This window comes from Paenibacillus jepli (assembly GCF_047238105.1).
In the GTDB taxonomy this organism is placed as follows: Bacteria; Bacillota; Bacilli; order Paenibacillales; family Paenibacillaceae; genus Paenibacillus_D.
Genome location: NZ_JBDFMD010000001.1, coordinates 1208167 through 1234799, shown reverse-complemented (window position 1 = coordinate 1234799; position 26633 = coordinate 1208167). Strand labels below are relative to the sequence as shown.

The window sequence follows — 26633 nt, the reverse complement described above, 5'->3', positions numbered from 1 at the left end:
GGAGGGACTGGGTGTGTGGGAACTCTTTATAACCTTTTTGAAGATCGGCTGCTTGTCGTTTGGCGGCGGCTATGCGATTATGCCGATTATTGAATATGAAGCTGTCACTAGAGACTGGTTAAGCAACACGCAATTTCAAGAACTGGTGTCGCTTGCGGGCATAGCTCCCGGACCGATCGCAGTCAACAGTGCCACGCTGATCGGGTACCAGCACTCCGGCTTAATCGGGGCTGCGTCCGCCACAGCTGGGATGGCATTGCCTTCGTTGCTTGTGATGGCGCTGTTTACCGTCATACTGCTGGGCAGCTCCAGACTCCCGGTGATCCGGCGCGTCCTATATGGACTGCGGCCGGTCATAGCAGGGCTGATCGCTTATGCAGCTTTACGGTTTGCGTTGCCGGCAGCAGGGATGGATGGTCTTGGCGAATGGACTTTTTTGGGAACGCTGCTGATCGCTGCCGGTTGTTTTGTAGCTTTGACGAGATACCGGGCTCATCCCTTATCGGTCATCGTTGCCGCCGGTCTGGCGGGCATCATTCTCTTCTAGCTAATGGCTGTTAGATTATTGACCATAATTGTTATAAATGTTAGTATTTTTGATGTTATAATAACTAATGACCAATCAAAAATACTGTCGCTTAACTGGAGGATGGAGCATGGGCGAGAAGAGATGGACCGTTGGCAACTGGACGTTCAAGGCATGTGAGGAAGAAGAGTGGCTGCCGGCCAAGGTGCCTGGTTGCGTACACAAGGATCTGCACCGCAATGGGCGAATAGACGATCCTTTTTATGGCACCAACGAGCATCGTTTGCAATGGATCGATAAGAAGGATTGGGAATACCAGTCCGTATTCGAGGTGCCTGCAGAGCTGTTGTCGCAGACGCGAGTCGAGCTTGTGTTCGACGGGTTGGACACCTACGCAGATGTAACGCTTAACGGCCAGGCGATCCTCTCAGCAGATAACATGTTCCGCTCCTGGCGAGTGGACGTCAAGCCTTACCTGGTGAATGGCTCCAATACATTGCACATTCGCTTCCGTTCGCCGATCCAGGAAGATCTCCCCAAGCTGGAGAAGCTCGGATATCAGCTGCCGGCTTCCAATGATCAGTCGGAGCTCGGCGGACTGGGTGAGAAGAGAGTCAGTATCTTCGCCCGCAAAGCGCCGTATCACTATGGCTGGGACTGGGGGCCGCGTCTGGTGACGAGTGGCATCTGGCGCGAGGTGCGCCTCGAGGCCTGGAGCGGCATGCGGCTGAACGATCTCTATATTAGACAGGACGAAGTGACGGAGGGCGGAGCGAAGCTGACAGCCGTCGTCACCGTCGTCTCCGAGCAAGCCGGAGAGGCCGAGCTGAAGCTGGAGGCAGCTGGCATGAGCTGGAACCGCAAGGTCGCGCTGGCGCCAGGCGAACAGACGGCGGAGCTGGAGCTAACCATCGAACAGCCGCAGCTGTGGTGGAGCAGAGGGCTAGGCGAAGCGCATCTCTACACCTTCCGCGCGGCGTTGACCGGCCAGGGCGGCACAGCGGAGCGCAGCGTCAGAACCGGTCTCCGGACCGTGCGTCTGGTGCGAGAGAAGGATGAGCAGGGTGCAACCTTCTACATCGAGCTGAACGGCGTGCCGGTCTTCGCCAAAGGCGCGAATCATATTCCGGGGGACAGCTTCGTCACCGAAATGACCCGCGAGCGGTATCGTCATGAAGTAGCTGCGGCCGCTGCGTCCAACATGAACATGCTGCGCGTATGGGGAGGCGGCATCTATGAGCATTCGGACTTCTATGAGCTTTGCGATGAATACGGGATCCTCGTCTGGCAGGACTTCATGTTTGCTTGCAGCATGTATCCCGGCGATCAGGCATTCCTGGACAGCGTCCGCGCCGAGGCCGAAGAGAATGTGAAGCGTCTGCGCAATCATCCGTCGATCGCGCTCTGGTGCGGCAACAACGAGATCGATACGGCCTGGTCGCATTATAAGGACGAGAGCGCCGGCTGGGGCTGGAAGAAGGCATTTACGCTGGAGCAGCGGGAGAGGATCTGGGCCGATTACGAGGCGATCTTCCACGAGATTCTGGCAGATGCGGTCGCCGAGCATGCGGACGGCATTGATTATTGGCCATCTTCACCGATGTGCGATCTGACCCGCGACGAGCATCAGCATGGTACGAGTACCACTACCGTTGGTGACATTCATTATTGGGGCGTGTGGCACAACAGCGAACCGTTCGACAACTACAATATTTATGTTGGCCGATTCATGAGCGAATATGGTTTCCAGTCGTTCCCGGAGTACAAGTCGGTCCGGACGTATGCCGAAGAATCCGACCTGGAGCTGGAATCGGATGTGATGCTGGCTCACCAGCGCAACGGGGCGGGCAATCGTCTGATCAAGGAATATATGGATAAGTATCTGCCGGAACCGAAGGACTTCCCATCTTTTCTTTACATGAGCCAAGTGCTTCAGGCGGAGGCGATGAAGACGGCCATCGAGGCGCACCGCAGGCGCAAGCCATTCTGTATGGGCTCGCTGTATTGGCAGATGAATGATTGCTGGCCTGTCGCATCCTGGGCAGGCATGGATTATTATGGCCGCTGGAAGGCGCTTCAATACTATGCTAAGCGCAGCTTCCAGGATGTCATGCTGTCCCTCGACGGCAGCAGCGAAGGCAAGGTAGGTATTCATCTCATCACTGACTCGCTGTCGGAACTGGAAGGTGCGGTAAAACTAAGGCTGTATGATTTTGACGGGACGCAGTTGAAAGAAGAGATCCATGAGGCGGCTGTGGAGAGCAACGGTGCGCGGCATATCGTCTCGCTGGCGGTAGATGAGCTGCTGGCAGGCGCCGATGCTTCGCGTACGGTGCTCGTGGCCGAGCTATGGCAGGGCCTTCAACTGCTCGACCGCAAGGAGCATTATTTCGTCCCCGGCAAGGAGTTGGCGTTGCAGCCGGCGCACATCGAGATTGTGGAAGAAGCGGGGGGCGACGGCCCACGGTACACGCTGTCGACCGATGTGCTGGCCAAGCAAGTGTGGCTGTCATCCGAAGCGGAAGGCATATTCTCGGACAACTATTTCGATCTGCTGCCCGGCCACCCGGTGACCGTGTCCTTCGAAGCGCGAAGCAACGGGGAGCGGCCATTCGTTCCGGCGGCTCCGGGAGCGCTTGTCGTCCGGTCGATGGCTGACTTTATCGTTGTTTAGGAGTAACTATGCAACACATTTAACATGTGGATCAATAGGTCGTCGGAGTAGGGAAGAAGACCGCTGAGGGTAGTGCTCGCTCACAAACGGACACAGTAGCCCTTATTTCGAGCATGGGCGTGTTTTTAGAGATGCTTGCGGACAGAGGATCCGTTATCGGTCTGTAAACGGGGGCTAGCGGGCGTCAAGCCAGCACTTAACGGATCGTGTGTCCGGAGGGCCTGTTCCTGGCGGGTTTTTGTGCAAAATAGAGCCTATTGAGTCCGTATCGAAGTACCAACCTTGAGTGTAGAAGAATTCATTCGTGGCTTAATCCGTCATAGTCTTGAAGACGGTGTTGCGAGTGAAATACGCTGCCTGTAACCTAACTAAACGTGTGCTAGAGAAGGATGATTCACGATCTCACCGGTATCGAAGAAGCGCAAGCCAGCAAAGAAGAAAAAGAAGAGTCCAATCGCATTAAGCAAGCACCTGCTGAACAAAGAGAAAGTCAACTATATCTGTTTGCAGTGTAGGAAAGAGGAACACATTCCGCTAGGTGTCGTGAGGGACATGGATTTTATGGATGATGGTGATCCCACGGTAGCTCCGCAATTTCGTATTGAGCGGAAAGTCTACGGGCTGCCTTTGAAGATGTATTCTAACCCCATTACTCTAATCCTAAGGATACAGCTTCAACAGCGGCTGGAGCCAGTACCCATCCCCTCCGGACCGCAAAAGTAACTATTTCCACATAAAAAGGACCGTCAGGACGATTTTCTCTGACGGTTTTTCTTATAACGGGCAAAAAAAATGATATTCAAACCATAAAGCAGATGTTATAATGGCACAAACAGACATAAACAAACATAAAACAAAAACGGAGGCATATTAACTATGGTACAAAGCTTGTGGGACAACGAGAAAGCATCGCAGCAGGAAACCGGACTGGAGCAGCTGGTCTATCGTTCCAATCTGATCGGCTCCGATCGCCGGGTGTGCAACTGGGGCGGCGGCAATACATCTACCAAGACGGTGGAGAAAGATTTCCGCGGCCGCGATGTCGAAGTGATGTATGTCAAAGGCAGCGGATCGGATCTGGCTACGATGAAAGCGGCTAACTTTACCGGTCTGCGCATGGAAGATATCCGGCCGTTGATCGAGCGTGACGAGATGCCGGACGAAGAGATGGTCGCTTACTTGGCTCACTGCATGATCGACAGCAAGCATCCCCGTGCGTCGATCGAGACGCTGCTCCATGCGTTTCTTCCATTTAAGCATGTCGACCATACGCATCCCGACTCGATCATCAGCCTGTGCTGCGCCGACAACGGCAAGGAGCTGGCCAAGGAGATCTTCGGCGACCGCTATGTCTGGGTACCTTACGTGCGCCCGGGCTTCACCCTCTCCAAGATGATCGCCGAAGGCGTCCGCAATAATCCGAACGCCGAGCTCGTCCTGATGGAGAAGCACGGTCTGGTCACCTGGGGCGAGACATCGGAAGCGTGTTATGCCCAGACGATCAAGATCATCAGCGAGGCAGAAGCATATATCGAAGCACGTGTTGAGGAAGCGAACCTGTTCGGCGGCGCGCAATACGAGACGCTCCCTGAAGCGAAGCGCCGCGAGCTGCTGGGCGAGATCATGCCAGTGATCCGCGGTGCAGTGAGCCAGGGCCAGAAGATGATCCTCAGCTACGACGACGGCGACGACGTGCTGCAGTTCGTCAACAGCCGCAACGCCGGCAGCCTGTCGCAGGTCGGAGCGGCGTGCCCCGATCACCTGGTGCATACGAAGATGGTGCCGCTCTATGTCGAGTGGGATCCAGCCTCCGGTGATGCTGCGAGTCTCAAAGAAGCCGTGCTGGCGGGGATCCGCGCCTTCGAAAGCAAATACGTTGCCTACTTCGAGCAGAACAAGCATATCGGCGACAAGATGTTCGAAGCGGCGCCGCGCGTCATCCTCATCCCCGGTATCGGCATGATCAACACCGGCAAGAGCTGGGCGATGTCGCAGGTCAGCGGCGCGCTCTATCACCGGGCGATCGCCGTTATGCGCGGCGCGACCAGCCTGGGCGAGTTCGTATCGCTCAGCGAAAATGAGTCTTATAACGTCGAATACTGGCCGCTTGAGCTCTACAAGCTCTCCCTGGCTCCGGCAGAAGCCGAGTTCTCCCGCAAGATCGCCTTTATCACTGGCGGAGCGGGCGGCATCGGCAGCGAGACGGCCCGCCGTCTGGTATCGGAAGGCGCCCATGTCGTGCTGGCCGACTTGAACCTGGAGGGCGCGCAGAAGGTAGTGGAAGAAATCAATGGTCAGTATGGCGAAGGCCGGGCCATCGCAGTCAAGATGGACGTCACCAAGGAAGACGAGGTGCTGGCGGCCTTTGCGGAGAGCGCGATCGCTTATGGCGGCGTGGACATTCTCGTCAACAATGCGGGCCTTGCCACATCCAGTCCGTTCGACGAGACGTCGCTGAAGGAATGGAACCTGAATATCAATGTTCTGGGAACCGGGTACTTCCTGGTCGCCCGCGAAGCCTTCAAGCAGATGAAGGCGCAGCGCATCGGCGGCAACATGGTGTTCATCGGCTCCAAGAACTCCATCTACGCCGGCAAGAACGCTTCCGCCTACAGCGCAGCCAAAGCGCTGGAAGCTCACCTGGCCCGCTGTATCGCCAGCGAAGGCGGCGAGTTCGGCATCCGCGTCAACACGGTGCTGCCGGATGCGATCCTGCAAGGCTCGGCGATCTGGAACTCCAACTGGCGCAATGAACGGGCGGCTGCTTACGGGATCGAGCCGGATCAGCTGGAGGAGCATTACCGCAAGAGAACGACGCTGCTGGTCAATATTTATCCGCGTGACATCGCCGAAGGCATCGCCTTCTTCGCCTCGTCCAAGTCGGAGAAGACGACCGGCTGCATGCTGACCATCGATGGCGGCGTGCCGGCAGCATTCACCAGATAGGAGGAGAAGCAGGATGCGTACCAAAGGGGAATTGCACTGGATCATACCCGATTGTTACATTCCTGCAGACAGCTCCGGGTCGCTGGAGAGCCACGAATCGATCTGTGTGCTCAATATCAATCCGGAGGATGCGCTTCTGAGCGTCACGGTCTTCTTCGAAGATCGTGACCCGCTCGAGGGCATTAAGGTCTATGTGGCAGGGAAACGAACCAAGCATATCCGCACGAGTTCGCTCCAAAAGGACGGCGAGACAATCCCGGTGGGCGTACCGTATGCCGTGGAAGTGAACAGCGATGTTCCCATCATTGTCCAATACAGTCGTCTGGACTCCACTCAGCCGGAGAACGCATTGATGACGACAATGGCGTATCCGCTTTCGTAGAAAATATATTTGTTTGCCTCCAGAAGTGCCGATGGGTGCGGAATCGATTCTGCAGCGATCGTAAGAACGATCCGTTACCTTGAGGCCTTGCTGTGGGGAACTAAAACTAAAGATAAGGGAGAATTTACGATGACAGATCGCGCTTATCAGCTCTTCGAGGAGCAGCAGCAAGCACGCGGCATCGACATCAGCGGTGTCAAAGCAAAGTTGAAATCGCTTCAGATCGAGACGCCTTCCTGGGGCTACGGAGATTCCGGAACCCGCTTCAAGGTATTTCAAAAAAACGGCGTCCCCCGCAATGCATTCGAGAAATTCGACGACGCGGCGCAAGTGCACAAATATACCGGCGCCTGCAAATCGGTAGCGATCCATATCCCGTGGGATAAGGTAGAAGACTATGGCAAGCTGCGCAGCCATGCAGAGAGCCTGGGGCTGACGATCGGCGCCGTTAATCCGAACCTGTTCCAGGAGGAGGACTATATGCTGGGCAGCGTCTGTCATGCGGATGCCGCGGTACGCCGCAAGGCAACCGATCACCTGCTGGAATGCGTCGATATCGCCAAGGCGACCGGTTCGCAGGACATCAGCCTGTGGTTTGCCGATGGCACCAACTACCCGGGGCAGGGCAATATCCGCAAGCGGAAAGCGTGGATGCAGGAAGCACTGGCCGAGATGTACGGCGCGTTGACGCCGGAGATGCGGATGCTGATCGAATACAAGACGTTCGAGCCAGCCTTCTATCATACCGATCTCGCCGACTGGGGCATGTCGTTCAATATGGCGAACAAGCTGGGCCCGCAAGCGCAGGTGCTGGTCGACACCGGCCATCACGCGCAGGGCATCAATGTCGAGCACATCGTTGCCTATCTGATCGACGAGCAAAAGCTGGGCGGTTTTCATTTCAACAGCCGCAAGTATGCGGATGATGATCTGATCGTCGGCACGACCAACCCGTATGAGCTGTTCCTGATCTTCTATCAGATTCTTGAAGCTTCGCTGGACGAGAATGGCGCGGTCAGGGACACCGTAAGCAATATCGCTTACATGATCGACCAGTCGCACAATATCGAACGCAAGATCCCGGCGATGATCCGTTCGGTGCTCAACGTCCAGACCCAATACGCCAAAGCGCTCCTGATCAACCATGACGAAGTGCGCGCCGCGCAGGAAGCCGGCGATGTGCTGGCTGCAGAAGATGCCGTACGCAAAGCTTCGGAGTTCGACGTCACACCGCTGCTGCAAGCGGTACGCGAAGAGCAGGGGCTGCCTGCCGATCCGATGGCGGCGTATCTTGCGAGCGGCTATGAGGAGAGCATCGCGCCGCGCGGCAAGGGCGGTGCCAGCTGGTGAGCGTCCTCGCCTTCGATCTTGGCGCAAGCAGCGGCAGAGCGCTCCTCGGCAGCCTGGAGAACGGCAGACTGACGGTTCAGGAGGTCCACCGCTTTGCCAATGATCCGGTCCATACGGGCAAGCACATGCACTGGGATATCCTGCGGCTATACCATGAGATAAAGCAAGGCATCATCAAGGCCAGACAGCAAGGGCTGGCCTTCCGCAGCATCGCCATCGATTCGTGGGCGGTCGACTTCGGATTGCTGGATAAGAACGGCGAGCTTCTCGGCAACCCATACCACTATCGCGATCATCAGACGGACGGCGTGATGCCGAAGGTGTTCGCAGAGATCTCCGAGAGCGAGCTGTTCGGCCGCAGCGGCATCCAGTTCCTACAGTTCAACACGATCTTCCAGCTGTATGCGATGCGGCAGCGGGGGGCGGTGGCGCTGGAGCAGGCCGAGCAGTTGCTGATGATTCCGGATCTGCTGAGGTACTACCTGACTGGCGAACGCAAGAGCGAGTTCTCCAATGCGACGACGACCCAGCTGTATCATCCGCTGCAGCAGGATTGGGACCGCGAGCTGATCGAGCGGCTAGGTCTCTCACCCGATCTGTTCGCTCCTGTGGTCATGCCGGGCACGATCGTCGGACAGCTGCGTGCGGAGCTGGCAGAAGAGCTGGACGTCCCGGTATGTCCGGTTATTGCAGTGGCGGAGCATGATACCGGCTCTGCCGTTGCAGCCGTTCCCGCAACCGGCGGACCGTTCGCCTATCTGAGCTGCGGCACGTGGTCGTTGATGGGGACCGAGGTCCACACTCCGGTACTGACCGAGCGCGCCCGGGAGCTGAACTTTACCAACGAAGGCGGCGTCGGCGGCACGTTCCGGCTGCTGAAGAATATTATGGGGCTCTGGATCATCCAGGAGTGCCGGCGGATCTGGGTGCAGGAAGGGCAGGACGTTTCCTTCGCCGGCCTCGTCGAGCTTGCCAGGGCGGAACCGGCCTGCGTCAGCTACATCGATCCGGATCACGACTCCTTCTTCAACCCGGCTCATATGCCGGCGGCGATCCAGGCTTATTGCCGAGAGACTGGTCAGCCAGTGCCCCAGACGCAGGGAGCGATCGCCCGCTGCGTGATGGATTCGCTGGCACTCAAGTACCGCTATATCCTGGAGCTGACGGCCGAGCTGGCGGACACCTCGTTTGCAGGTCTGCATATGGTTGGCGGCGGCATCCAAAACCAGCTGCTGTGCCAGCTGACGGCAGATGCGATCGGCAAGCCTGTCTGGGCGGGACCGGTTGAGGCGAGCGCAATCGGCAATATTCTGGTACAATACATGGCATTGGGTGAGATTGCTACGATACGTGATGCGCGGCAGATCGCCGCAGAGTCGTTCCCTGTGGACGTCTATGAGCCGCAGGAGCCTGCGGTGTGGAATGCGGCATACACGGCGTTTCTTCAGGTGACGGGGCTGAGCGGACAAGCCTGACGAGAAGGTCGCGCGAATAAGACTTCGGGAAGTGATTGCGATGCTTGTAATGGAACGGTATGAGAAGATCGTGCAGCTCGTCAATGAGCGAGGCAGCATCCGGGTGTCGGAGCTGAGCGAGCTGTGCGGGGTAACAGAGGAGACGATCCGCCGCGACCTGGACCGGCTGGAGCAGGCGGGGCGGCTCAAACGGAGTCACGGGGGAGCGGTCAGCGTCAAGGAACAGCAGACCGAGGTACCCTATGCCGAGCGGGAGATCGCGCATATCGGCGAGAAGAAGCGGATTGCCGCAGAAGCGGTACTGCATATTCAACCCCGGGACCGGATTATCCTCGATGCGAGCACCACCGCTTGGTATATGGCTTCGATCATGCCGGACATCCCGCTGACGGTACTGACCAACTCCATCAAAGTGGCGATCGCCCTGAGCGTCAAGGAGCGGGTCGAGGTGATCTCTACCGGCGGTACGTTGGCTCCACGATCGCTGTCATATGTGGGCCCGCTTGCCGAACGCTCTCTGGAATCGTACCATGTCGACAAGGCATTCATCTCCTGCAAGGGCATCCATCTGGAGCGTGGCATCAGCGAGACGAACGAACAGCAGGCGATCATCAAGAGCCGGATGATCGGCATGGCAGAGCAGGTATTCCTGATGGCGGACTACAGCAAGTTCGGGCTCAAAACCTTTGCGCATGTCGCAGGTCTGGAGAAAGTCGATACGATTATTACCGATGATCAGATCGATGAAGGGGTCTGCGCCAGTCTCCGCGAGTTGAAAGTGCAAGTGCAGATTGCCTCTAATTAGGAAAACACACTTTAGGGAAAACATGTCGTCCTGAAAATAGGCGGCGTGTTTTTTTGCATTTCAACTCGCGGAACCCTTTCGGTAGAGGGACGTATGAAAGAGGGTAAACTTTAACCGGAGAGGAAGTGGCCATCCCATGGAAGACGTCACGTTGATTCACGAGCGCCGCGACCGGAAGATGCAGCCGTTTTACTGGATCCTTTCATTTGAATGTTTTACACTGCTGGCGATTTTCGGTCTGGCGCTGGCTGGATTATCGGGCTTTGGGGCGGTTCAGTACGGCGGCTGGACTTTGCTCCTGCTGCTGCTCGTACCAGTGGGCTTGTGGCTTGCATGGACCGGCTGCAGGCTGCTGAGCAAGTTCATTTGGGAGAATACACACTTGAGCACCTACCGGTTGTATCGCGACCGTGTGGAAATGGAGCGCTATGACAAAGGGAGTCGCACGAGAAGCGAAGAGGTGATTCGGTTTTCGGGTGTGGTACAAGCCAGTATTGGTCATCATGTTGCCATGTACCATTATGCATACATGGAAACCAAATGGCGGGAAAGGCAGCAGCTGGCCCATATTCTACCCAGCCTGCTTCTGGTTCACCAGTCGGCGGACGGACTAAGAGCGGCGGAGATTCCCTTTTACGATCTCCGTGATATGCAGCCTTGGCTGGAACGGCTGCAAGCGCTGGATGTGCCGTTGCACGTCTATACCCGCATGTTCAATACAACGGACGAGGCAGGCCGGGCTATGCTGCTCACGGAATCGGAGGACACGATGAGCTACACCTATGAGGAGGCGCTCAAGCTGAGGCATGATCGGTTGCTGCAGCAGATTCAGACCTTTAGCGACAAGGGGGTGCAAGCATGATCGATCCAGCAGCCCTGGTGGCGCCTATACAGTTGATCACGCTGGGCATCATTGCGATTGCATGGATTGCTCTGTTGGTCGGCCGTTATGACCGGCGTACCATCATCAAAAGCGGACTGGGAGCGACGGTCATCCTGTACGCCGTTGTCGGCTTGCCGATTGCCTATCTCCTATCGGGGGGCTGAACGTTCCAGACAGCAGCGGATCTTGCGTGACAAGATCCGCTGCTGTCTTGCTATATTGCCGGATTGCGAAGGCGTTGACATATTGCAATTCATTGCACTACAATACGTAGTGTGAGGTGGGGGAAGTCATGAAGATAGATCATTTTAAATACCACGAAAGGGGGATGAATCGTTTTTTTGGCCCTCTGGAGGCGCGTGTCATGACGATCCTGTGGGACAATACGGAACTGACGATCAAGGATGTCCAGCACCAGCTCGGGCTTCACCAGGACAAGCCGCTCAGCTTCAATACGGTGATGACGGTGATGAACCGGCTGGTGGACAAGGGATTCCTGCACAAGCTGCCCGGCCGCAAGGCGTCGTCGTATCGGCCGACACGCTCGCGAGAGCAGTTCCTCGAGGATCAATCGAAGGAATTGACTGGCGAACTGCTCGAGGAGTTCGGCCCCCTGATCGTCAATCATATGGTGGATGCGCTCGACGAAGCGGATCCGAATCTGCTGGATCAACTGGAGAAACGCATTCAACAACTCAAAAAGGACCGATCCTGATGTGGAATCATCGTTCGCGTAACGTATTCGCCATCTCCATGCTCGTCTCGGGCATCGTGGTGGTGCAGATGCTGCTCTACGCTTGCCATCTGCTTCTGGGATGGAATCTGAAGACCAACCTGTTTCATCTATGCAATATGTGGATGCGCTCAATGGGGATCTTCTCCGTCGCTTACCTTCTGGATGCGATCGTGCTCACAACGCTGACTTCGCTACTCGTTGCCGTCATTCGGCAGCTGCGGGCCGTTAGCGTCGCTTCCCGCAAGCTGGAGGACAGCAACGACAGCCGCAGCACAGCTCTGATGAACCTGAAATACGGGGAGGAAACGGGCGGCAGACTGCTCGTCATCCGTTCAGCCGTGCCTCATGCCTTCACGATGGGCTTCGTCCGCAGACGTATCGTATTGTCTACGGGACTGCTGGAACTGCTGGATGAGGAGGAGGAGCGGGCAGTTATCCTGCATGAGATGCATCATCTGAGGCATCATGATCCGCTCAAGACGTTTATGATGACGCTGTCCGCTTCCGTGCTCTGGTATGTACCGGTGCTGAGATGGCTCGCTGACAGCTATTATCTGGCCAGAGAGATCCTGGCTGACGGCTACGCATCGCGAGTGCAGGGCAGTGAAGCCTATATCGGCGGTGCGCTGCTCAAGCTGCTGCGCTCCGGCCAATCAGGCGCTCAGCCCTTCGCCCATGTCTCGTTTGCCGAGCATGCGGTCGATTACCGGATTCGCAAGATTTTGAATCCGCGGCAAGACGTCTCGCCCACGCTGCCGTTATCCACGTTGACCGGATCGGCGGGCATGGTGCTGCTGCTCATGGTCATGCTGTTCTGGTCGATGGTATAAGAGGTGTATCTTGTTTCTTGCCGGACCGTATCCGGGCGAACGGTCCGGCTCACTACAAATTTTAACACTACAACATGTAGTGTTCACGGAGGTTAATACATGAAAGCTTCAAATGCAGAACTCGGCAGTATGATCGTGCGTATCGGACTCGGATTTATATTTTTTATGCATGGGCTGCAAAAATTCCAGGGCGGCATTGACGGTACAGTCGGTTTCTTTGAAAGTCTCGGCATCCCCGGATTTATGGCTTACGTTGTCGCGCTGGTTGAACTGCTCGGCGGGATCAGCATGATGGTCGGTTTAGGGACGCGCATCCTCAGTCTGGCTTTTATCATTATCTTGCTCGTAGCAACCTTTGCCGTATCCTGGGGATCGGGATTCTCCGGCAATGAGCTGCATCTGGCATTGGGCCTGATGGCGTTGCATCTGCTGATTGCGGGCAGCAGACTGGCTGCGGCGGACAGCCTGCTGGGGCGCAGGAAGTCTGTGTGACTTAGCTGGATTCTTTGTCTCATCCACGAGCAGCATTTGCTTCAATGCAACCCTCGTGTCTTCTGACCGTCTAATGGGTAAGAGTGTATACGATCAAGTGGGCAGGGGAGCTGAGAACAAATGGAGCATCCACGATGGATAAGAAGAGTTCTGGTCGGACTGCTTGCAGGGATGATGATCGTTGCGGGCTGCAGCCGCAACGAGGAACCGCCGGTTACGAACACGGATCCGCCGCCGGTCGAACAGCCGCCGGAGGAGCCGGAGGACGCCGTTCCACCGGAAGAGGTGCTGGCAGAGGAATGGGACATGCTCAAGGAGGAAGCGACCGAGGCGGGCGAGTTGATTGCATTTCTGGATGCACGACTGGTCGAGGCCCCGGACGAACTGGCCGATCAGATGATCCGGGATACATTTGCTTTTTATGAGCAGGACCTGAGCTATTCGCAAGAGCAGTTTTTCAGTCAGGATCTGCAGTCGGTGCTGGCTGGCATCCATCTGCCGCTAACCGAGGCGAGCGTGGACGAGGTACAGGATGAGACGGTGCGTGAGCTGATCCGCAGCAAGCTGGTGGGAAATTACAAATTTATCACCTCCGAGGGGGCCTTCTTCCCGATTGTCGACTACGGGGCGTTTCGCAGATACGCAGACCACCTCAGTTACGACTTAACCGCATATATCAACCTGAAGGCTATGGAATCCGATAAAATCTCCGCCAGCGACGGCGGTCTGATCATCGGCTGGGACGAGTTGGCCCTACGGCTGCTGACGGCTGAGGATTATCTGCATCTGTATCCGAACAGCCCCGAAGCGGATGAAGTCCGGGACATCTATCTGAACGATTATTTGCAGAAATATATGTACGGTCTTAACAACACGCCCAATTATGATGCCGAGACGCTGCAGGTAACTGATGACGCTGAAGCCAGCTATCAGGCGACCGCGGAGGAGCATGCCGGCACGGTGACCGGTCAGCTCGCTCAGGGCTTCCTTGATGTGCTGGAGGAGACGGAAGGCCAGATCTTTACGGGTTCCTATACCGAGCCGACGGAGGTGCCGGAGGTGAAGGCGTACCGGGACAATCTGGAATCCACCTTTGATCGGCTGATGAGGCAGCAAGGTGAGATTTCGTGAGACCAATCTGCTATAATAGCTCTATAGCTACTTAATCAAAGTAAGTATTTAGGAGGAAATGTAGTGGAAATCGGTATCAGTACCTTCGTAGAGACATCCCCCGACCCGCAGACGGGCGAAGTAATCAGTCATGCCCAGCGGTTGAAAGAGGTGGTGGAGGAGATCATCCTGGCTGATCAGGTCGGACTGGATGTATACGCTGTGGGCGAGCATCACCGGGAGGATTACGCCGCCTCCAATCCGGCGATCGTCCTGGCGGCTGCGGCGATGCAGACCAAGCGCATCCGTCTGAGCAGCGCTGTGACCGTACTCTCTTCCGATGATCCGGTCCGTGTGTTCCAAGCCTTCGCCACGGTCGACGGTCTGTCGGACGGGCGGGCGGAGATTATGGCGGGCCGTGGCTCCTTTATCGAGTCCTTCCCGTTGTTCGGCTACGATCTGGACGACTATCATGAGCTGTTCGAGGAGAAGCTGGATCTGCTGCTGCGGCTTCGCGAGCAGGAGAAGGTCCAGTGGCCGGGCGGACGGCACCGGGCGGCGATCCCGGGTCTGGGCGTATACCCGCGCCCCGTGCAGCAGCCGCTGCCGGTATGGATCGCCTCGGGCGGCACCCCGGAGTCCGTCGTCCGCGCCGGACAGCTCGGGCTGCCGCTGGCGCTGGCGATCATCGGCGGCAGTCCGGCTCAGTTTGCTCCACTGGTCCAACACTACAAACGCGCTGCCGCACGGGCAGGACATGATCCGGCGTCGTTGCCGGTCGCATCCCACTCGCACGGCTTCATCGCGGATACGACAGAGGAGGCGGCAGAGAAGTTCTTTCCTTCGACCCAGAGCGTCATGAACAAGATCGGCCGCGAACGCGGGTGGCCCCCCTACACAAGAGCATCTTACGATGCCGCCCGCAGCAGAGACGGCGCATTGTACGTCGGCAGTCCCGAGACGGTGGCGGCCAAGATCGTCGATCTGCATCGCAATGTCGGTGTGACGCGCTTCCTGATCCATATGCCGCTCGGCACGATGCCGCATCATGAGGTGATGCGGGCGATCGAGCTGCTCGGCACCGAGGTGGCGCCACGCGTGCGTGCGGCGCTGGAGAAGGACGCATAGACACAACGGCTAACGATGGAATCCGGCATCGCATCCTCTTCGAAGGATGATGGTGCCGGTTCGTTTTTATATGCGTTATAGCCAGCTTTCGCTTCTTGCGGTGGAAGCAGCGGCTGACCGTTGACCGGCTAGCGGTGGGCACGAGAGATTGCTGGGCGGCTGGGATGTGTCAATATTCCGGGTAGCAGCCTGAGCTGTTGACTGGCATCGATGTCCCCAAGAAGTGCTGGACCCGCGGTGTCAGTCATCGGACACAATAGCGCCTAAAGTTTACAAAATCGTGATTTGTGAGGGGCGAAAGGACAAGAGATCCGTTATTTGTCGATGGCCTGGTCCGAAACCGCTGTTTCGCAGCAAATAACGAACCATCTGTCCGCCAAAAGCGTCATTTGTGGACTCAAGGGTGAATTAACGTCTGCTCTGTCTGCATCATGGGGGGTCCGTTTGATGAGACTCGTAAACAGGTAGCCAGATATACATCGGGGAGAATCGTCCGCAAGTGGAGGGCCATGTACGTATCAGCTGTAAGCGGCTGCGACATGAATATGAAAATTCATACTCGATGGACCGATTTTTTCAAGCATGATTTTTCATATTCATACGGTTGCTTGCTTTACGTCCCAAGAAAAGGATTTGAGAAATCATGCTGCGCCTCTGCTAACGAAGATAGCTTTAGCTCCGCAAAACTTTGAGCCCCAGCCGTTTCCCCTTGGATCGACTGCGGGTTATTTATGCTTTGCGTTCGCGCCCGCTTTAAAGTATGATGGAAAGAATGATTCATTGAATTTTTTGAGGTTGTTCAAAAAGTCCGCTTTTGATCACGAGGTGATTTCTTAAGAAGCGGATTCGACATCGAATCTTGAATGCAGTCGGATAAGAGTTTCCGCAGGAAACTAGCTTCGTAAGGTTCCGCTTAGGTGCTCACGTAGCCATGCTTCCGAAGTCGTTTTCTACGAAAACGTGGACGCTCCTCATTTCCTCCTGTATTCAACCTTCTCGGTGCTGAAAACCGAACTTTTTGAACACACATTTTATGTCAAAGGGGCAACGAAGCGATGAATGCAAAAGCAGCAATCAACTACAAAATCGTCGACTGTACGATCCGTGACGGCGGACTCGTCAACAACTGGGACTTCAGTATCGAATTCGTCCAGCATCTGTACCAGAGCCTGAACGAAGCCGGTGTAGAATATATGGAGATCGGCTACAAAAACTCGCCAAAGCTGCTCAAGGGCGCCGACGCGGCCGGTCCTTGGCGCTTCCTGGATGACGACTTCCTGCGCAAGGTGATCCCGCAGAAGCTCGATACCAAGCTGTCGGCGCTCGTCGATATCGGCCGTGTCGATGAGAGCGACATCCTGCCGCGCGAGGAGAGTCTGCTGGACCTGATCCGGGTCGCCACCTACATCCAGGATGTAGACAAGGCCCTGGAGCTGGTCAACCTGTTTCATGAGCGCGGCTATGAGACGACGCTTAACATTATGGCGCTCTCCAATGTGATGGAGCATCAGCTGCTGGAAGCGTTCGAGCAGATCAACGACAGTGTCGTCGACGTCGTCTACATCGTAGACTCGTACGGCTCCCTGGCGCCTAGCGATTTCAACCTGCTGGTGGACAAGTTCAAGAAGCACCTGCCGAAGAAGCGGCTGGGCGTGCATACGCACAACAACATGCAGCTGGCCTTCGCCAACACGCTCGTGTCCGTCGACAAAGGCGTCGAGCTGCTGGATGCCTCCGTCTACGGCATGGGTCGTGCCGCGGGCAACTGCCCGACGGAACTGCTGGTGGCGCATCTGAAAAATCCGAGATACAATGTTCGTCCGGTACTCGATATGATCGAGCAGCATATGCTGCCGCTCCGCGAGAAAGAAGAGTGGGGCTACATCATCCCTTACATGATCACCGGCATGTTCGACGAGCATCCGCGTTCGGCGATGGCGCTGCGCGGCTCGGCAGACAAAGACCGCGTCGTCGACTTCTATGACAAGCTGACTACGCCGGAGGTCTCGCCAGGCCAAGCGTAAGCGGCAGATCCATCCTCACGGAGGAACGAGTATGCAGGAATTCGCCAAGATCAGAACGCAAAAAATCTACGAACAGATCGCCGATCAGCTGCAAGCACGCATCGAGGCTGGCGGCTGGCGCAGCGGTGACAAGCTGCCCTCCACCAAGGAGCTGTCCGAGCAGTTCCAGGTCGGCCGCTCGACGATGCGTGAAGCGCTGAGTGCGCTCAAGGCCAAAGGGCTGATCGAGATCCGGCAGGGCGAAGGCTGCTTCGTCCGGGAGCTCAGTCCTGCGGAGCTGGAGCTGCCGGGGCTGCTCCTGCCGGGCAAGGAGTCCGTGCTGGAGCTGCTCGAGGCGCGTAAAGCGCTCGAGATTGCAAATGCTGCTATTGCTGCAGTAAAGCATACGGATACCGACTTGAAGGCGTTTGAGGAGCTGCTCGGCAGCATGAAGGCCCATATCGGCGACGAAGCCGAAGGCGAGGCTGCCGATATCCGGTTTCACCAGCTGCTGGCGGCGGCGACGCACAACAGCATCATGGTGAGGCTGTTGGAATCGATCTCCTCCCAGATGGAGACGGCGATCCGCGAGACGCGGCGGCTGCAGATGTACAGCAACGCTGAGGTGTCGCACCGGCTGTGGGATGAACATCAAGCCATCTACAACGCGGTGGCGGCGCGCGATGCCGCCGGGGCGGAGCGGGCCATGCGCAGTCATCTTGATCATGTCGAGCAAGTGCTGCGGGCGTATATCGAAGGGTGAATCTACAGCAATTTGTGGATTACCCCTTTTCTTTTTATGAGATGTCTGATAACCTGATAACATAGTGATTTTACTTTGAGCGCAGAGGTGCAAACTCATGAAAGTATCCTTGTTCATCACGTGTCTGGCGGATAATCTGTATCCGGAGGTTGTTGAAAGCGTTGCCCGGATTCTGACGGACTACGGCTGTGAAGTCGATTTCCCCGAAGCTCAGACCTGCTGCGGCCAGCCGGCCTTCAACAGCGGTTATCAGGATGAAGCGCGGGAGGTGTCGAGGCAGCTGATCCGGGCATTCGAGCATAGCGATTATGTCGTCTCGCCTTCGGGATCCTGTACCGGCATGGTGCATCATTTCTACCCTTATCTGTTCCGTGACGAACCGGAGTGGGCCGCCAAGGCAGAGGCGCTGGTGGGCAAAATGTATGAATTCTCGCAGTTTCTAGTCAATGTGCTTGGCGTAGACGACGTAGGGGCGTCCTTCCCGCACAAGGTGACCTATCATCCTTCCTGTCACGCGATGCGTCTGCTCGGCGTCAAGGAGGAGCCGATGAAGCTGCTCTCTTCTGTAAGCGATATGTCGTATGTCGAGCTGCCGAAGCGGGAGGACTGCTGCGGATTTGGCGGCACCTTTGCCATCAAGATGGCGGATATGTCGGAGGCAATGGTGTGCGAGAAGGCGGGCCATGTCTGTCAGACCGGCGCCGAGGTGCTGGTGGGTACGGATATGGGCTGTCTGATGAACATAGGCGGGCGGCTGAACAAGGAGGGCAAGCCGGTGCGGGTGATGCATCTTGCGCAGCTGCTCGAAGAAGGGAGAACGAAACGATGAGCGGACAAGGACATACAGCGGTGGATGAGCGTATCGGCACGGGGCTCAAATCCCGTACCAAACATGCGTTAGCCGATGAGTTTTTGCGCAAAGCGGTCGCCTTCACGACGGATAAGCTGAAGAGCGGACGGTTGCAGGCGATGGATACATTCGGTGACTGGGAAGCCTGGCGCGAGCGCGGGAAAGCCATTCGTTCTCATACGATCGACAACCTGGACTACTACCTCGGCCAGTTTGCCGACAATGTGGTGAAGGGCGGAGGTCATGTCTACTTTGCCAAGGAAGGCAAGGATGCGGTAAAGACGTTCATGGACATCGCCGAGCGCAACAAAGCCAAGCTCGTAGCCAAGGGCAAATCGATGGTCTCCGAGGAGATCCATCTCAATCAGGAGCTGGAGAAGAAAGGCATTGACGCCATCGAGACGGATCTCGGCGAATATATCCTCCAACTGGCGCGCGAGACCCCCTCGCATCTGATCATCCCGGCCATCCACAAAAACAAACAGCAGATCGCCAAGCTGTTCACCGACGCTTCGGGCGAGCACTTCGAGCCGGAGACCAAGGTGCTGGCAGAGTATGCGCGCAAGAAGCTGCGCAATTATTTCCTGGAGGCAGATATCGGCCTGACGGGCTGCAACTTCGGCGTCGCCGAGTCGGGCTCGATTACGCTGGTGTCCAATGAGGGCAACGGCCGGATGGTGTCGACGCTGCCCAAGGTACATGTTGTCGTCATGGGGATGGAGCGGCTGGTGCCGACCTTCGAGGATCTCGAGGTCGTGCTCAACTTGCTGGCCCGCAGCGCCACAGGTCAAAAGCTGACCACCTACACGTCCATCCTGACCGGACCGAAGGCCAGCGGCGATCTCGACGGCCCCGAGGAGCTGCATGTCATCATCCTCGACAACGGCCGCTCGGAACAGTTGGGCGATCCGATCTTCCAGGAGGTGCTCAACTGTATCCGCTGCGCGGCTTGTCTCAATGTATGCCCGGTATACCGTCATGTCGGCGGCCATACGTACGGCTCGGTCTACAGCGGACCGATCGGCGCCGTACTGACGCCGCTGCTGCAGCAGGATATGAAGGAGGCGGGCACGCTGGCCTACGCTTCGAGTCTGTGCGGCGCCTGCTACGAGGCTTGCCCGGTGAAGATCCCGCTCCATGACATGCTCGTACATCTGCGGCACCGCAAGGTCAAGATGAAGCTGACCGCGCTGCCGGAGCGGGTCGCGTTCAAATCGTACCAGACGATCTTTGGCAATATTACCCTCTACAAGCTGGCTACCAAATCGGCTTATTATTTGCAGAAGCCGCTTGTGCGCGGAGGCATGATCAAGTCGGGTCCGCCGCCGCTCTCCGGCTGGACGCAGTCCCGCTTTATGCCGATGCTGCCGAAGCAGTCGTTCCGGGACAAATGGGGGGCGCTGCAGCAGGAGCTGGCGCGCAAGAAGAAGGAGGGGAACCAGGCATGACCGTAGAATCGAACAGACGCGCACCCGGCACGACGACTGGCCGGGATGCTTTCATGAACAATATCGCCTCGCGGCTTGGCCGTCGCGCGCCGAGTCAGACGCCGCCGGAGCGGCCGTTCAAGGGCGTCCCCGACTTCTACCGCGAGCGTACGCTGACCCGGGAGGAACACATCGAGCAGTTCATGGCGAACTGGACGGCGTTGAGCGGCAAAGTATTGATCGTGAGCGAAGCGGAAGCCCCGGCGGCGGTAGCTGCTTATATCCGGCAGATCTGCGAGGAGCACGGCATCACCCGGATTACCCGGTGGGAGCATGAAGAGCTGATCACACTCGGCTTTGACGAGCCCGTCCGCGCTGCTGGGATTGAGATTGTGCCGTGGCAGCGACGGGGCTGACGGACTCGATCCCGGGCCTTCTCCAAGTGGCGAGGACGGTCACTGGCAGCAGCGGGAGCGGCTGCTTCGGGCAGCAGAGACCTGCCGGCTAGGCATCGTATGGCCGGACTATGCGGTCTCCTCGACGAGCTCGCTGGCTCTGTTTAGTCACCGCGGCAAGGGCCGGTCGGTCAGCCTGCTGACGGATGCGCTGCTGGCGATATTCCGGGCGGATCAGCTGGTGATGCGGATCGGCGAAGCGTTTGAGCATTTCAAGCGCCAGTTCCCGGACGCTGCCGATATGCCGGCTTCGCTCAATCTGATCACCGGCCCGAGCCGCAGCGCCGATATCGAGAACGATCTGACGATCGGCATCCACGGACCGGGCAAGGTCCATGCTGTCATTATCCGGTAGTGTCTGCAGCAGTGGGCTTCATAATAACGCTCGATTATGGTTGTCCCGCGTGGCGGGGCAGCCTTTTTTAATGGTGGATCAATCGCACGCCGCAGTGACGCGACGCAAGAAGCTGGGTAATGGTACAATAGATGAGGACGTTTGCATCCAGATCACTGGACCACGGGAGGAGAGACGAATGAGCGAATCAACAAAAATCGAATCAATCATGGCGCTGCTCGAAGCGAGACAGCCGCTGCAGCCGCTGCAGCCAAGACGGATCTGGGACGAAGAACTGGACAAGCAGATTGCCGAGCTGCGCATCCACGATCTGAACGCGCAGGCCGCTGATGCCGACAAGGTGCTGGCGATCCAATCGGGACTGCATCTGTGGAACGATAGTCTGGACCGCTCCCATACGCTGTCCCAGGATATGCATCACCCGACAGGAAGTTACTGGCACGGTATCATGCACCGCATGGAAGGCGACTTCAGCAACTCGAAATACTGGATGCGCCAGACTGGAGATCATCCGGCAATGACCGAGCTTCACCAGGAGGCGGTTCGCTGGCTGACGGAGCAAGGGGAGCTGGAGTCGCTGTCTGCCGGGGAGGTGCGCACTGCGCTGAAGCAGCTGCGCGATGGCGCCGCCTGGGACCCGTACCGGTTTGTCGATGCCGTCGAGCGTCTCCAGTATGAGCGCCAGGACGACGACCGTGCGCGACAAGCACTGGAGCGGCTGCAGTATCTTGAGATGCGTGCGCTGCTTCGATACTGCATGGCCGCTTGAACGAACAAGCCGAAGAGACCGCTGCGGATCATCGATCATCCGTTGCGGTCTCTTTTCAAAACGGAATTATAGGCCGACCAGTTCTCCCTCGCCGCGGATGGCCGCTGCCTGATGCTTTGGATTAGCATGGAAATAGCCGGTGCCGCTCAGACGTTTGCCGCCCAAGGTGATAAGCTCCAGCTCAATCGTAATATTCTCTGCCGTATAATAATGCTGCAGCAGCGCTTCGTCGGCGACGCCGTTGACATCCAGGTACCACAGCCGCGAACCGAGCTCCGTCACGACGACGAGCTGTGCGGATGCAAACAGCAGCTCCAGCGTCTGCTGTTGCGAAGTCATGTGGATTTCGGCCAGCTCAAACTGTTCCATTCCCACCCCCCTTTCTGATCCCGATAACTACGAATGCTCACCATTTCTTCCCCAACAATAAAGAGGCGGCGCTCGTTTGTCAAATTAGGCAAGAAATGCTGGACAAGCGCTACCGGTTTGCTTCAATATAAGTATTGACGCTTTGGAACAGGGAAGAGGTAAGACATGAAGGAACACATACAGGAAGCATCACTCATCATCGAGCCATTGGGGGACCGCGCAGTGACGGTGAGCGCGCCTGCTGTCCGTTCACGGAGTCAGGGGGCGGCGCTGGCCGCCAGACTTCATCAGCTGCGCCCCGAATGGCTGATCGATACCGTCCCCGCCTACGGGCAGGTGACGGTATTCTACGATGCCGTGCTGCTGGTCCGCCAAGCCTCGCGGCGCGGCCGGCATGATACACCGTTCGCACTCGTCTGCGAAGCGCTCCAGAAGCTGCTGGCCGGGGCAGGCACTGATCCTGCCAGCGGCGAAGCACGCCTCATCGAGATTCCGGTCTGGTACGGCGGTCGCTACGGGCCCGATCTGGAGGAAGCAAGTGCGCGTGCCGGAGTGTCTCCCGAGCGATTCACCCGGATGCATCAAGATGCCGAGCATACCGTAGCTATGATTGGTTTTATGCCGGGCTTTCCTTACTTGACGGGACTGCCTGCCGAGCTGGCGCAGCCACGCAAGGCCACGCCCCGCGCCAGTGTGCCGGCAGGCTCTGTCGGGATCGCAGGTGAGCACACCGGCATCTACCCGTTGGCTGTTCCCGGCGGCTGGCAGATCATCGGACGGACGCCGCTGCCCTTGTTCCGCCCTGCCGATGAGGAACCTGTGCTGCTGCGGGCCGGCGACCGAGTCCGCTTCGTCGCAGCTTCGCCCCCTGCTCCATCAGGCCGAGAGGAGGGAGGACAGCCATGAGCTTGCGTGTCATGACACCCGGACTGTTCACGACGATCCAGGATCTCGGCCGCACCGGACTCCGCCATACCGGGCTGGCCGCTGGCGGCGCTATGGATGAGTACGCCCTCCGTATCGGCAACCTGCTCGTAGGCAATCCGGAAGGCGCTGCAGGCCTGGAGATGACGCTCACAGGCGCAGAGCTCCTCGCTGGGGCGGACATGCTCGTCGCTGTCTGCGGCGCGTATATGTCGCCTCACGTCGACGGCGAGGAGGTGCCGACGTGGCGGCCGCTCTGGCTGGCCCGGGGCGCCCGTCTCCGCCTGGGCCGCGCAGTGATTGGCTGCCGCGGCTATGTGACAGTAGCCGGCGGGATCACCGTGCCGACGGCGCTGGGCGGCCGCGGCACCGACGTGCGCGCGGCGATCGGCGGTATCGCCGGGCGCGCGCTGACCCCGGGCGACACGCTGCCGGCCTATGGCGCAGCGGGCTCGCCCTGGGCGAGCGCATGGGCGGCTGCGCTCGCCGCGCAAGCGCGGGCTGCGGGGCGGAGCTGGGCCGCCCCGCCCTGGTGGGTGCCGCCGGCAGCCTACGGCGGCGGCGACGCCCCTGGCGGCATCGTGCTGCGCGCGATGCCGGGCCGCGAGAGCGGGCAGTTCAGCGCAGCTGCCCGCGAGGCCTTCTACCGGGAGCCGTACCGCGTGGCTCCCGCGTCCGACCGCATGGGATGCCGCCTCGGCGGCCCCATGCTGGAGCGCACTTCCCGTGCGGAGCTGCTCTCGCACGGGGTGGCGCCCGGCGTCGTGCAGGTGCCGCCGGGCGGTCAGCCGATCGTGCTGACGGCGGATTGTCAGACGACCGGCGGGTACCCCTGCATCGCCCATGTCGCGTCGGCGGACCTGCCGCTGCTGGCTCAGGCCAAGCCGGGCGACTATGTCCGCTTCCAGCCGGTCACCCTGGCCGAAGCCCAAGAGCTCGACCGGCTCGCCGAGCTGTCGATTCGCCATGTCGCGATTGGGCTTCAAGGCCGGCTGCCGTAAGGAGCTTCGAGTGAGCTAGCGATTGCTGCTTGTACGATTGTGAACATCAGGGAGGAAACCATGTCCATCAACAGGGCGGAGAAAAAAACGATCTGGACAGCTCTGCTAGCCATTCTGAGCTTTGCAGCGCTGCTTGCGCTGCAGGGCTGGATATATACGGATTTCGAGCTTCGGACTTATCTGCTGATCCATACGGGCATCGAGCACATCAATTATGGCGTTTGTTTTGCCATGCTGCTGCTTGGCAGCATCTTTTTTCTGAACAGTCTCACTGCACATCGGCTCTATCTGGCGGCTTTGTATCTCGTTGTGGGAGTTCTTGAATTTATGCACGTGTGGACTCACGAAGGGATGATGTATTACGTTCCTTACGGCGACACCTCTTCCGGTCTGGTCTTCTCCGCAGTGTCCCAGATCGTCAGCGCAGTTGGACTGTTCGCAATCTTCCGCATGCCTGACCGGCAGATCGCGGCGAGCCGCAGGCTGCCGGTATTGGCAGGCGCTGCGCTGCTTGCGGCCTTGCTGGTAACCGGCGTGTATGCTATTTTCTCGCGGTGGGGCGATCAGCTATTATCCGGGAGTTCGCTTACAGTGATTCGAGGGGCAGCGGCACTGACGGTCTTGACGGGTCTGGCCATGGCCGTCTTCACGATCCTCTACCGCAACCGTACCGAACGCCCGCAGGCGCTGCTGACGATTATTCAGGCGCTCACTTGGCTGATTGCCGCTACGCTCTCTTTTGGTGCGGCTTCCACTGGGACGGATGCTTTTATGGTTGCGGGACATGTATACAAACTGATCGGCTATTACTATCTGATCAAAGGCATCTATCTCGTCACCGTCGAGCAGCCTTACCGACAGCGCCAATTGGCCGAGGAGCGGATCAACTATCTAGCTTACCATGACGAGTTGACCGGACTCTCCAACCGGCGGCTGCTATCCGAGCGGTTGGGACGGGAGCTGGCTCGATCCCGTGAGAGCGGTTCCCTCATGGCCCTGCTGCTGCTGGATGTTGACCGCTTCAAGACGATCAATGATTCACTAGGGCATACCGCAGGAGACCGGATCCTGCAATCGGTCAGCGAACGGCTGCTCGCGGTGGTGGAGAAGCGGGAGCACGTTTTTCGGATGGGGGGAGACGAATTTACGATCCTGCTCACCGGACTGGGAGCCCGGGAAGAAGCGGAAGCGACAGCTGCCCGGATCGTCCAGGCGTTCGCGCTGCCCATCCGCCTGGAGCAGAGTGAATACCACATCACGGTCAGCGTAGGTTTGGCTTACTATCCCGGGGATGCGGACAACGTGGACGATCTCGTCAAAAATGCGGATATGGCGATGTACAGCGCCAAGGCGCTGCGCAATGAGTACCGGCTGTTCGCGCCGGGGATGAACGCCACAGCCAACGAGCGGCTGTCCCTGGAGAATGATCTGCGCCGGGCGATAGAACAGCAGCAATTTATGCTGCTGTACCAGCCGCAGCTGGATCTGGCGACGTCACGTACTGTAGGAGTAGAAGCGCTGGTCCGTTGGCAGCATCCGCAGCGGGGGCTGCTTTCTCCGAGTGCCTTCATCCCGCTGGCAGAAGAAAATGGCTTTATCCTGCAGATCGGGGAATGGGTGCTGCAGGAGGCATGCCGGCAGAACAAGGCTTGGCAGGATCAGGGCTTGCCGCCGATTACCGTGTCGGTCAATCTGTCAATGCGCCAGTTTGCCCAGGCCGATCTCGTGGCTCGTGTGCAATCGATACTGCACGAGACCGGCCTCTCCCCTGAGCATCTCGAGCTGGAGATTACAGAGAGCATGACCTCTGACGTCGACTATGCGATTGTAACGCTGACCGAACTCAAAGCGATCGGGGTCAAAATCAGCATCGATGATTTCGGCACCGGCTACAGCTCCTTGCTCTACCTGAAGAAATTCCCCATCGATAAGCTTAAGATCGACCGTTCGTTTGTTACCGATCTAACGCTTGGCAGCAATGATGCGGCGATCGTCACGACCATTGCCATGATGGCCCGTCATATGAATCTGAGAGTAACTGCCGAGGGGGTCGAAAACAGCAGTCAGCTGGCTTTCCTGAAAGAGCAGGAGTGTCAGGAAGCGCAAGGGTATTACTTTGCCAAGCCGATCTCGCCGGCCGAGATCGAGTCCTGGTTGAGACAGCCTACCCAGACAGGCGCTTAACTTGACCGTACGATGCCATCAGGGGCCGCCCGGCCCCTGTTCAAGCCTTTGCTTGAAATACTTCATGACTCGTGAGTTCCCCTCGCATGAGTGGTGCTCCGCCACTCATGATTCCTCCGAACTGGAAATGCCGTTATGATACTAAGGTGCCGTGAGGCGCTGTGGCTGCTAGGCATGCCCTGTCGTGACTAGAATG

Annotated in this window: 26 protein-coding genes; 25 read left to right on the top strand and 1 reads right to left on the bottom strand. The window is 57.9% G+C overall.

What is annotated here, in order from left to right:
• Positions 1-13: 13 nt before the first annotated feature.
• The 22 genes from ABC336_RS05700 to ABC336_RS05595 all read left to right on the top strand — a co-directional run bounded on the left by ABC336_RS05700 (position 14) and on the right by ABC336_RS05595 (position 21959).
• Complete coding sequence (locus ABC336_RS05700; protein WP_413237754.1) at positions 14-547, top strand: chromate transporter; 534 nt, start codon at positions 14-16, stop codon at positions 545-547.
• 109 nt (positions 548-656) lie between these two features.
• Positions 657-3200, top strand: coding sequence for a beta-mannosidase (locus tag ABC336_RS05695; RefSeq protein ID WP_413237753.1), 2544 nt, complete (start codon positions 657-659; stop codon positions 3198-3200).
• 389 nt (positions 3201-3589) lie between these two features.
• A complete protein-coding gene (locus ABC336_RS05690; RefSeq protein WP_413237752.1) occupies positions 3590-3715 on the top strand; it encodes a hypothetical protein in 126 nt (41 codons plus the stop codon).
• 361 nt (positions 3716-4076) lie between these two features.
• Complete coding sequence (locus ABC336_RS05685; RefSeq protein ID WP_413237751.1) at positions 4077-6146, top strand: bifunctional aldolase/short-chain dehydrogenase; 2070 nt, start codon at positions 4077-4079, stop codon at positions 6144-6146.
• Between the two features lie 13 nt (positions 6147-6159).
• Positions 6160-6528 (top strand): sensory rhodopsin transducer, encoded by a 369-nt coding sequence (locus ABC336_RS05680; RefSeq protein WP_413237750.1) that lies wholly within the window; start codon positions 6160-6162, stop codon positions 6526-6528.
• A 129-nt stretch (positions 6529-6657) separates the two neighbouring features.
• A complete protein-coding gene (rhaI, locus tag ABC336_RS05675) occupies positions 6658-7878 on the top strand; it encodes an L-rhamnose isomerase (RefSeq protein ID WP_413237749.1) in 1221 nt (406 codons plus the stop codon).
• A complete protein-coding gene (rhaB, locus tag ABC336_RS05670) occupies positions 7875-9353 on the top strand; it encodes a rhamnulokinase (RefSeq protein WP_413237748.1) in 1479 nt (492 codons plus the stop codon). The genes rhaI and rhaB overlap by 4 nt, the downstream gene beginning before the upstream one ends.
• A 40-nt stretch (positions 9354-9393) precedes the next feature.
• The gene (locus ABC336_RS05665; protein WP_413237747.1) at positions 9394-10158 is read left to right on the top strand and encodes a DeoR/GlpR family DNA-binding transcription regulator; all 765 of its coding nucleotides are present in this window, start codon (positions 9394-9396) and stop codon (positions 10156-10158) included.
• 136 nt (positions 10159-10294) lie between these two features.
• Positions 10295-11020: a hypothetical protein gene (locus tag ABC336_RS05660; RefSeq protein ID WP_413237746.1), complete on the top strand. Its 726-nt coding sequence runs from the start codon at positions 10295-10297 to the stop codon at positions 11018-11020.
• Positions 11017-11205: a hypothetical protein gene (locus ABC336_RS05655; RefSeq protein WP_413237745.1), complete on the top strand. Its 189-nt coding sequence runs from the start codon at positions 11017-11019 to the stop codon at positions 11203-11205. Before ABC336_RS05660 ends, ABC336_RS05655 begins: the two co-directional genes overlap by 4 nt.
• Before the next feature lie 128 nt (positions 11206-11333).
• Complete coding sequence (locus ABC336_RS05650) at positions 11334-11756, top strand: BlaI/MecI/CopY family transcriptional regulator (protein ID WP_413237744.1); 423 nt, start codon at positions 11334-11336, stop codon at positions 11754-11756.
• A complete protein-coding gene (locus ABC336_RS05645) occupies positions 11756-12607 on the top strand; it encodes a M56 family metallopeptidase (RefSeq protein WP_413237743.1) in 852 nt (283 codons plus the stop codon). The genes ABC336_RS05650 and ABC336_RS05645 overlap by 1 nt, the downstream gene beginning before the upstream one ends.
• 99 nt (positions 12608-12706) lie before the next feature.
• Positions 12707-13099, top strand: a complete 393-nt coding sequence (locus ABC336_RS05640) for a DoxX family protein (RefSeq protein ID WP_413237742.1) — start codon at positions 12707-12709, stop codon at positions 13097-13099.
• A gap of 120 nt (positions 13100-13219) precedes the next feature.
• Complete coding sequence (locus ABC336_RS05635; RefSeq protein WP_413237741.1) at positions 13220-14230, top strand: hypothetical protein; 1011 nt, start codon at positions 13220-13222, stop codon at positions 14228-14230.
• 63 nt (positions 14231-14293) lie between these two features.
• On the top strand, positions 14294-15337 hold the full coding sequence (locus ABC336_RS05630; protein WP_413237740.1) for an LLM class flavin-dependent oxidoreductase: 1044 nt from the start codon (positions 14294-14296) through the stop codon (positions 15335-15337).
• A gap of 1055 nt (positions 15338-16392) precedes the next feature.
• Positions 16393-17361 carry an aldolase catalytic domain-containing protein gene (locus ABC336_RS05625; RefSeq protein ID WP_413237739.1) on the top strand — a complete coding sequence of 323 codons (969 nt, stop codon included), beginning with the start codon at positions 16393-16395 and terminating at the stop codon, positions 17359-17361.
• 31 nt (positions 17362-17392) lie between these two features.
• Positions 17393-18103: a FadR/GntR family transcriptional regulator gene (locus ABC336_RS05620; RefSeq protein ID WP_413237738.1), complete on the top strand. Its 711-nt coding sequence runs from the start codon at positions 17393-17395 to the stop codon at positions 18101-18103.
• A gap of 97 nt (positions 18104-18200) precedes the next feature.
• Positions 18201-18932, top strand: a complete 732-nt coding sequence (locus ABC336_RS05615; protein WP_413237737.1) for a (Fe-S)-binding protein — start codon at positions 18201-18203, stop codon at positions 18930-18932.
• Positions 18929-20401, top strand: a complete 1473-nt coding sequence (locus ABC336_RS05610; protein WP_413237736.1) for a LutB/LldF family L-lactate oxidation iron-sulfur protein — start codon at positions 18929-18931, stop codon at positions 20399-20401. The genes ABC336_RS05615 and ABC336_RS05610 overlap by 4 nt, the downstream gene beginning before the upstream one ends.
• Positions 20398-20796 (top strand): hypothetical protein, encoded by a 399-nt coding sequence (locus ABC336_RS05605; protein WP_413237735.1) that lies wholly within the window; start codon positions 20398-20400, stop codon positions 20794-20796. The genes ABC336_RS05610 and ABC336_RS05605 overlap by 4 nt, the downstream gene beginning before the upstream one ends.
• Positions 20771-21190: a LutC/YkgG family protein gene (locus tag ABC336_RS05600; protein ID WP_413237734.1), complete on the top strand. Its 420-nt coding sequence runs from the start codon at positions 20771-20773 to the stop codon at positions 21188-21190. The genes ABC336_RS05605 and ABC336_RS05600 overlap by 26 nt, the downstream gene beginning before the upstream one ends.
• A 178-nt stretch (positions 21191-21368) precedes the next feature.
• Positions 21369-21959 carry a hypothetical protein gene (locus ABC336_RS05595; RefSeq protein ID WP_413237733.1) on the top strand — a complete coding sequence of 197 codons (591 nt, stop codon included), beginning with the start codon at positions 21369-21371 and terminating at the stop codon, positions 21957-21959.
• A 66-nt stretch (positions 21960-22025) separates the two neighbouring features.
• On the opposite strand, the gene ABC336_RS05590 is transcribed toward ABC336_RS05595, so the two are convergent.
• Positions 22026-22328, bottom strand: coding sequence for a hypothetical protein (locus ABC336_RS05590; RefSeq protein WP_413237732.1), 303 nt, complete (start codon positions 22326-22328; stop codon positions 22026-22028).
• Positions 22329-22493: 165 nt separating this feature from the next.
• On the opposite strand from ABC336_RS05590, the gene pxpB reads away from it, so the two are divergent.
• The 3 genes from pxpB to ABC336_RS05575 are packed head-to-tail and all read left to right on the top strand — an operon-like array spanning position 22494 to position 26437.
• Entirely contained in the window at positions 22494-23234 is a 741-nt protein-coding gene (pxpB, locus tag ABC336_RS05585; protein ID WP_413237731.1) for a 5-oxoprolinase subunit PxpB, read from the top strand.
• Positions 23231-24253 carry a 5-oxoprolinase subunit C family protein gene (locus ABC336_RS05580; RefSeq protein ID WP_413237730.1) on the top strand — a complete coding sequence of 341 codons (1023 nt, stop codon included), beginning with the start codon at positions 23231-23233 and terminating at the stop codon, positions 24251-24253. Before pxpB ends, ABC336_RS05580 begins: the two co-directional genes overlap by 4 nt.
• A 60-nt stretch (positions 24254-24313) precedes the next feature.
• The gene (locus ABC336_RS05575; RefSeq protein ID WP_413237729.1) at positions 24314-26437 is read left to right on the top strand and encodes a putative bifunctional diguanylate cyclase/phosphodiesterase; all 2124 of its coding nucleotides are present in this window, start codon (positions 24314-24316) and stop codon (positions 26435-26437) included.
• Positions 26438-26633 lie beyond the last annotated feature (196 nt).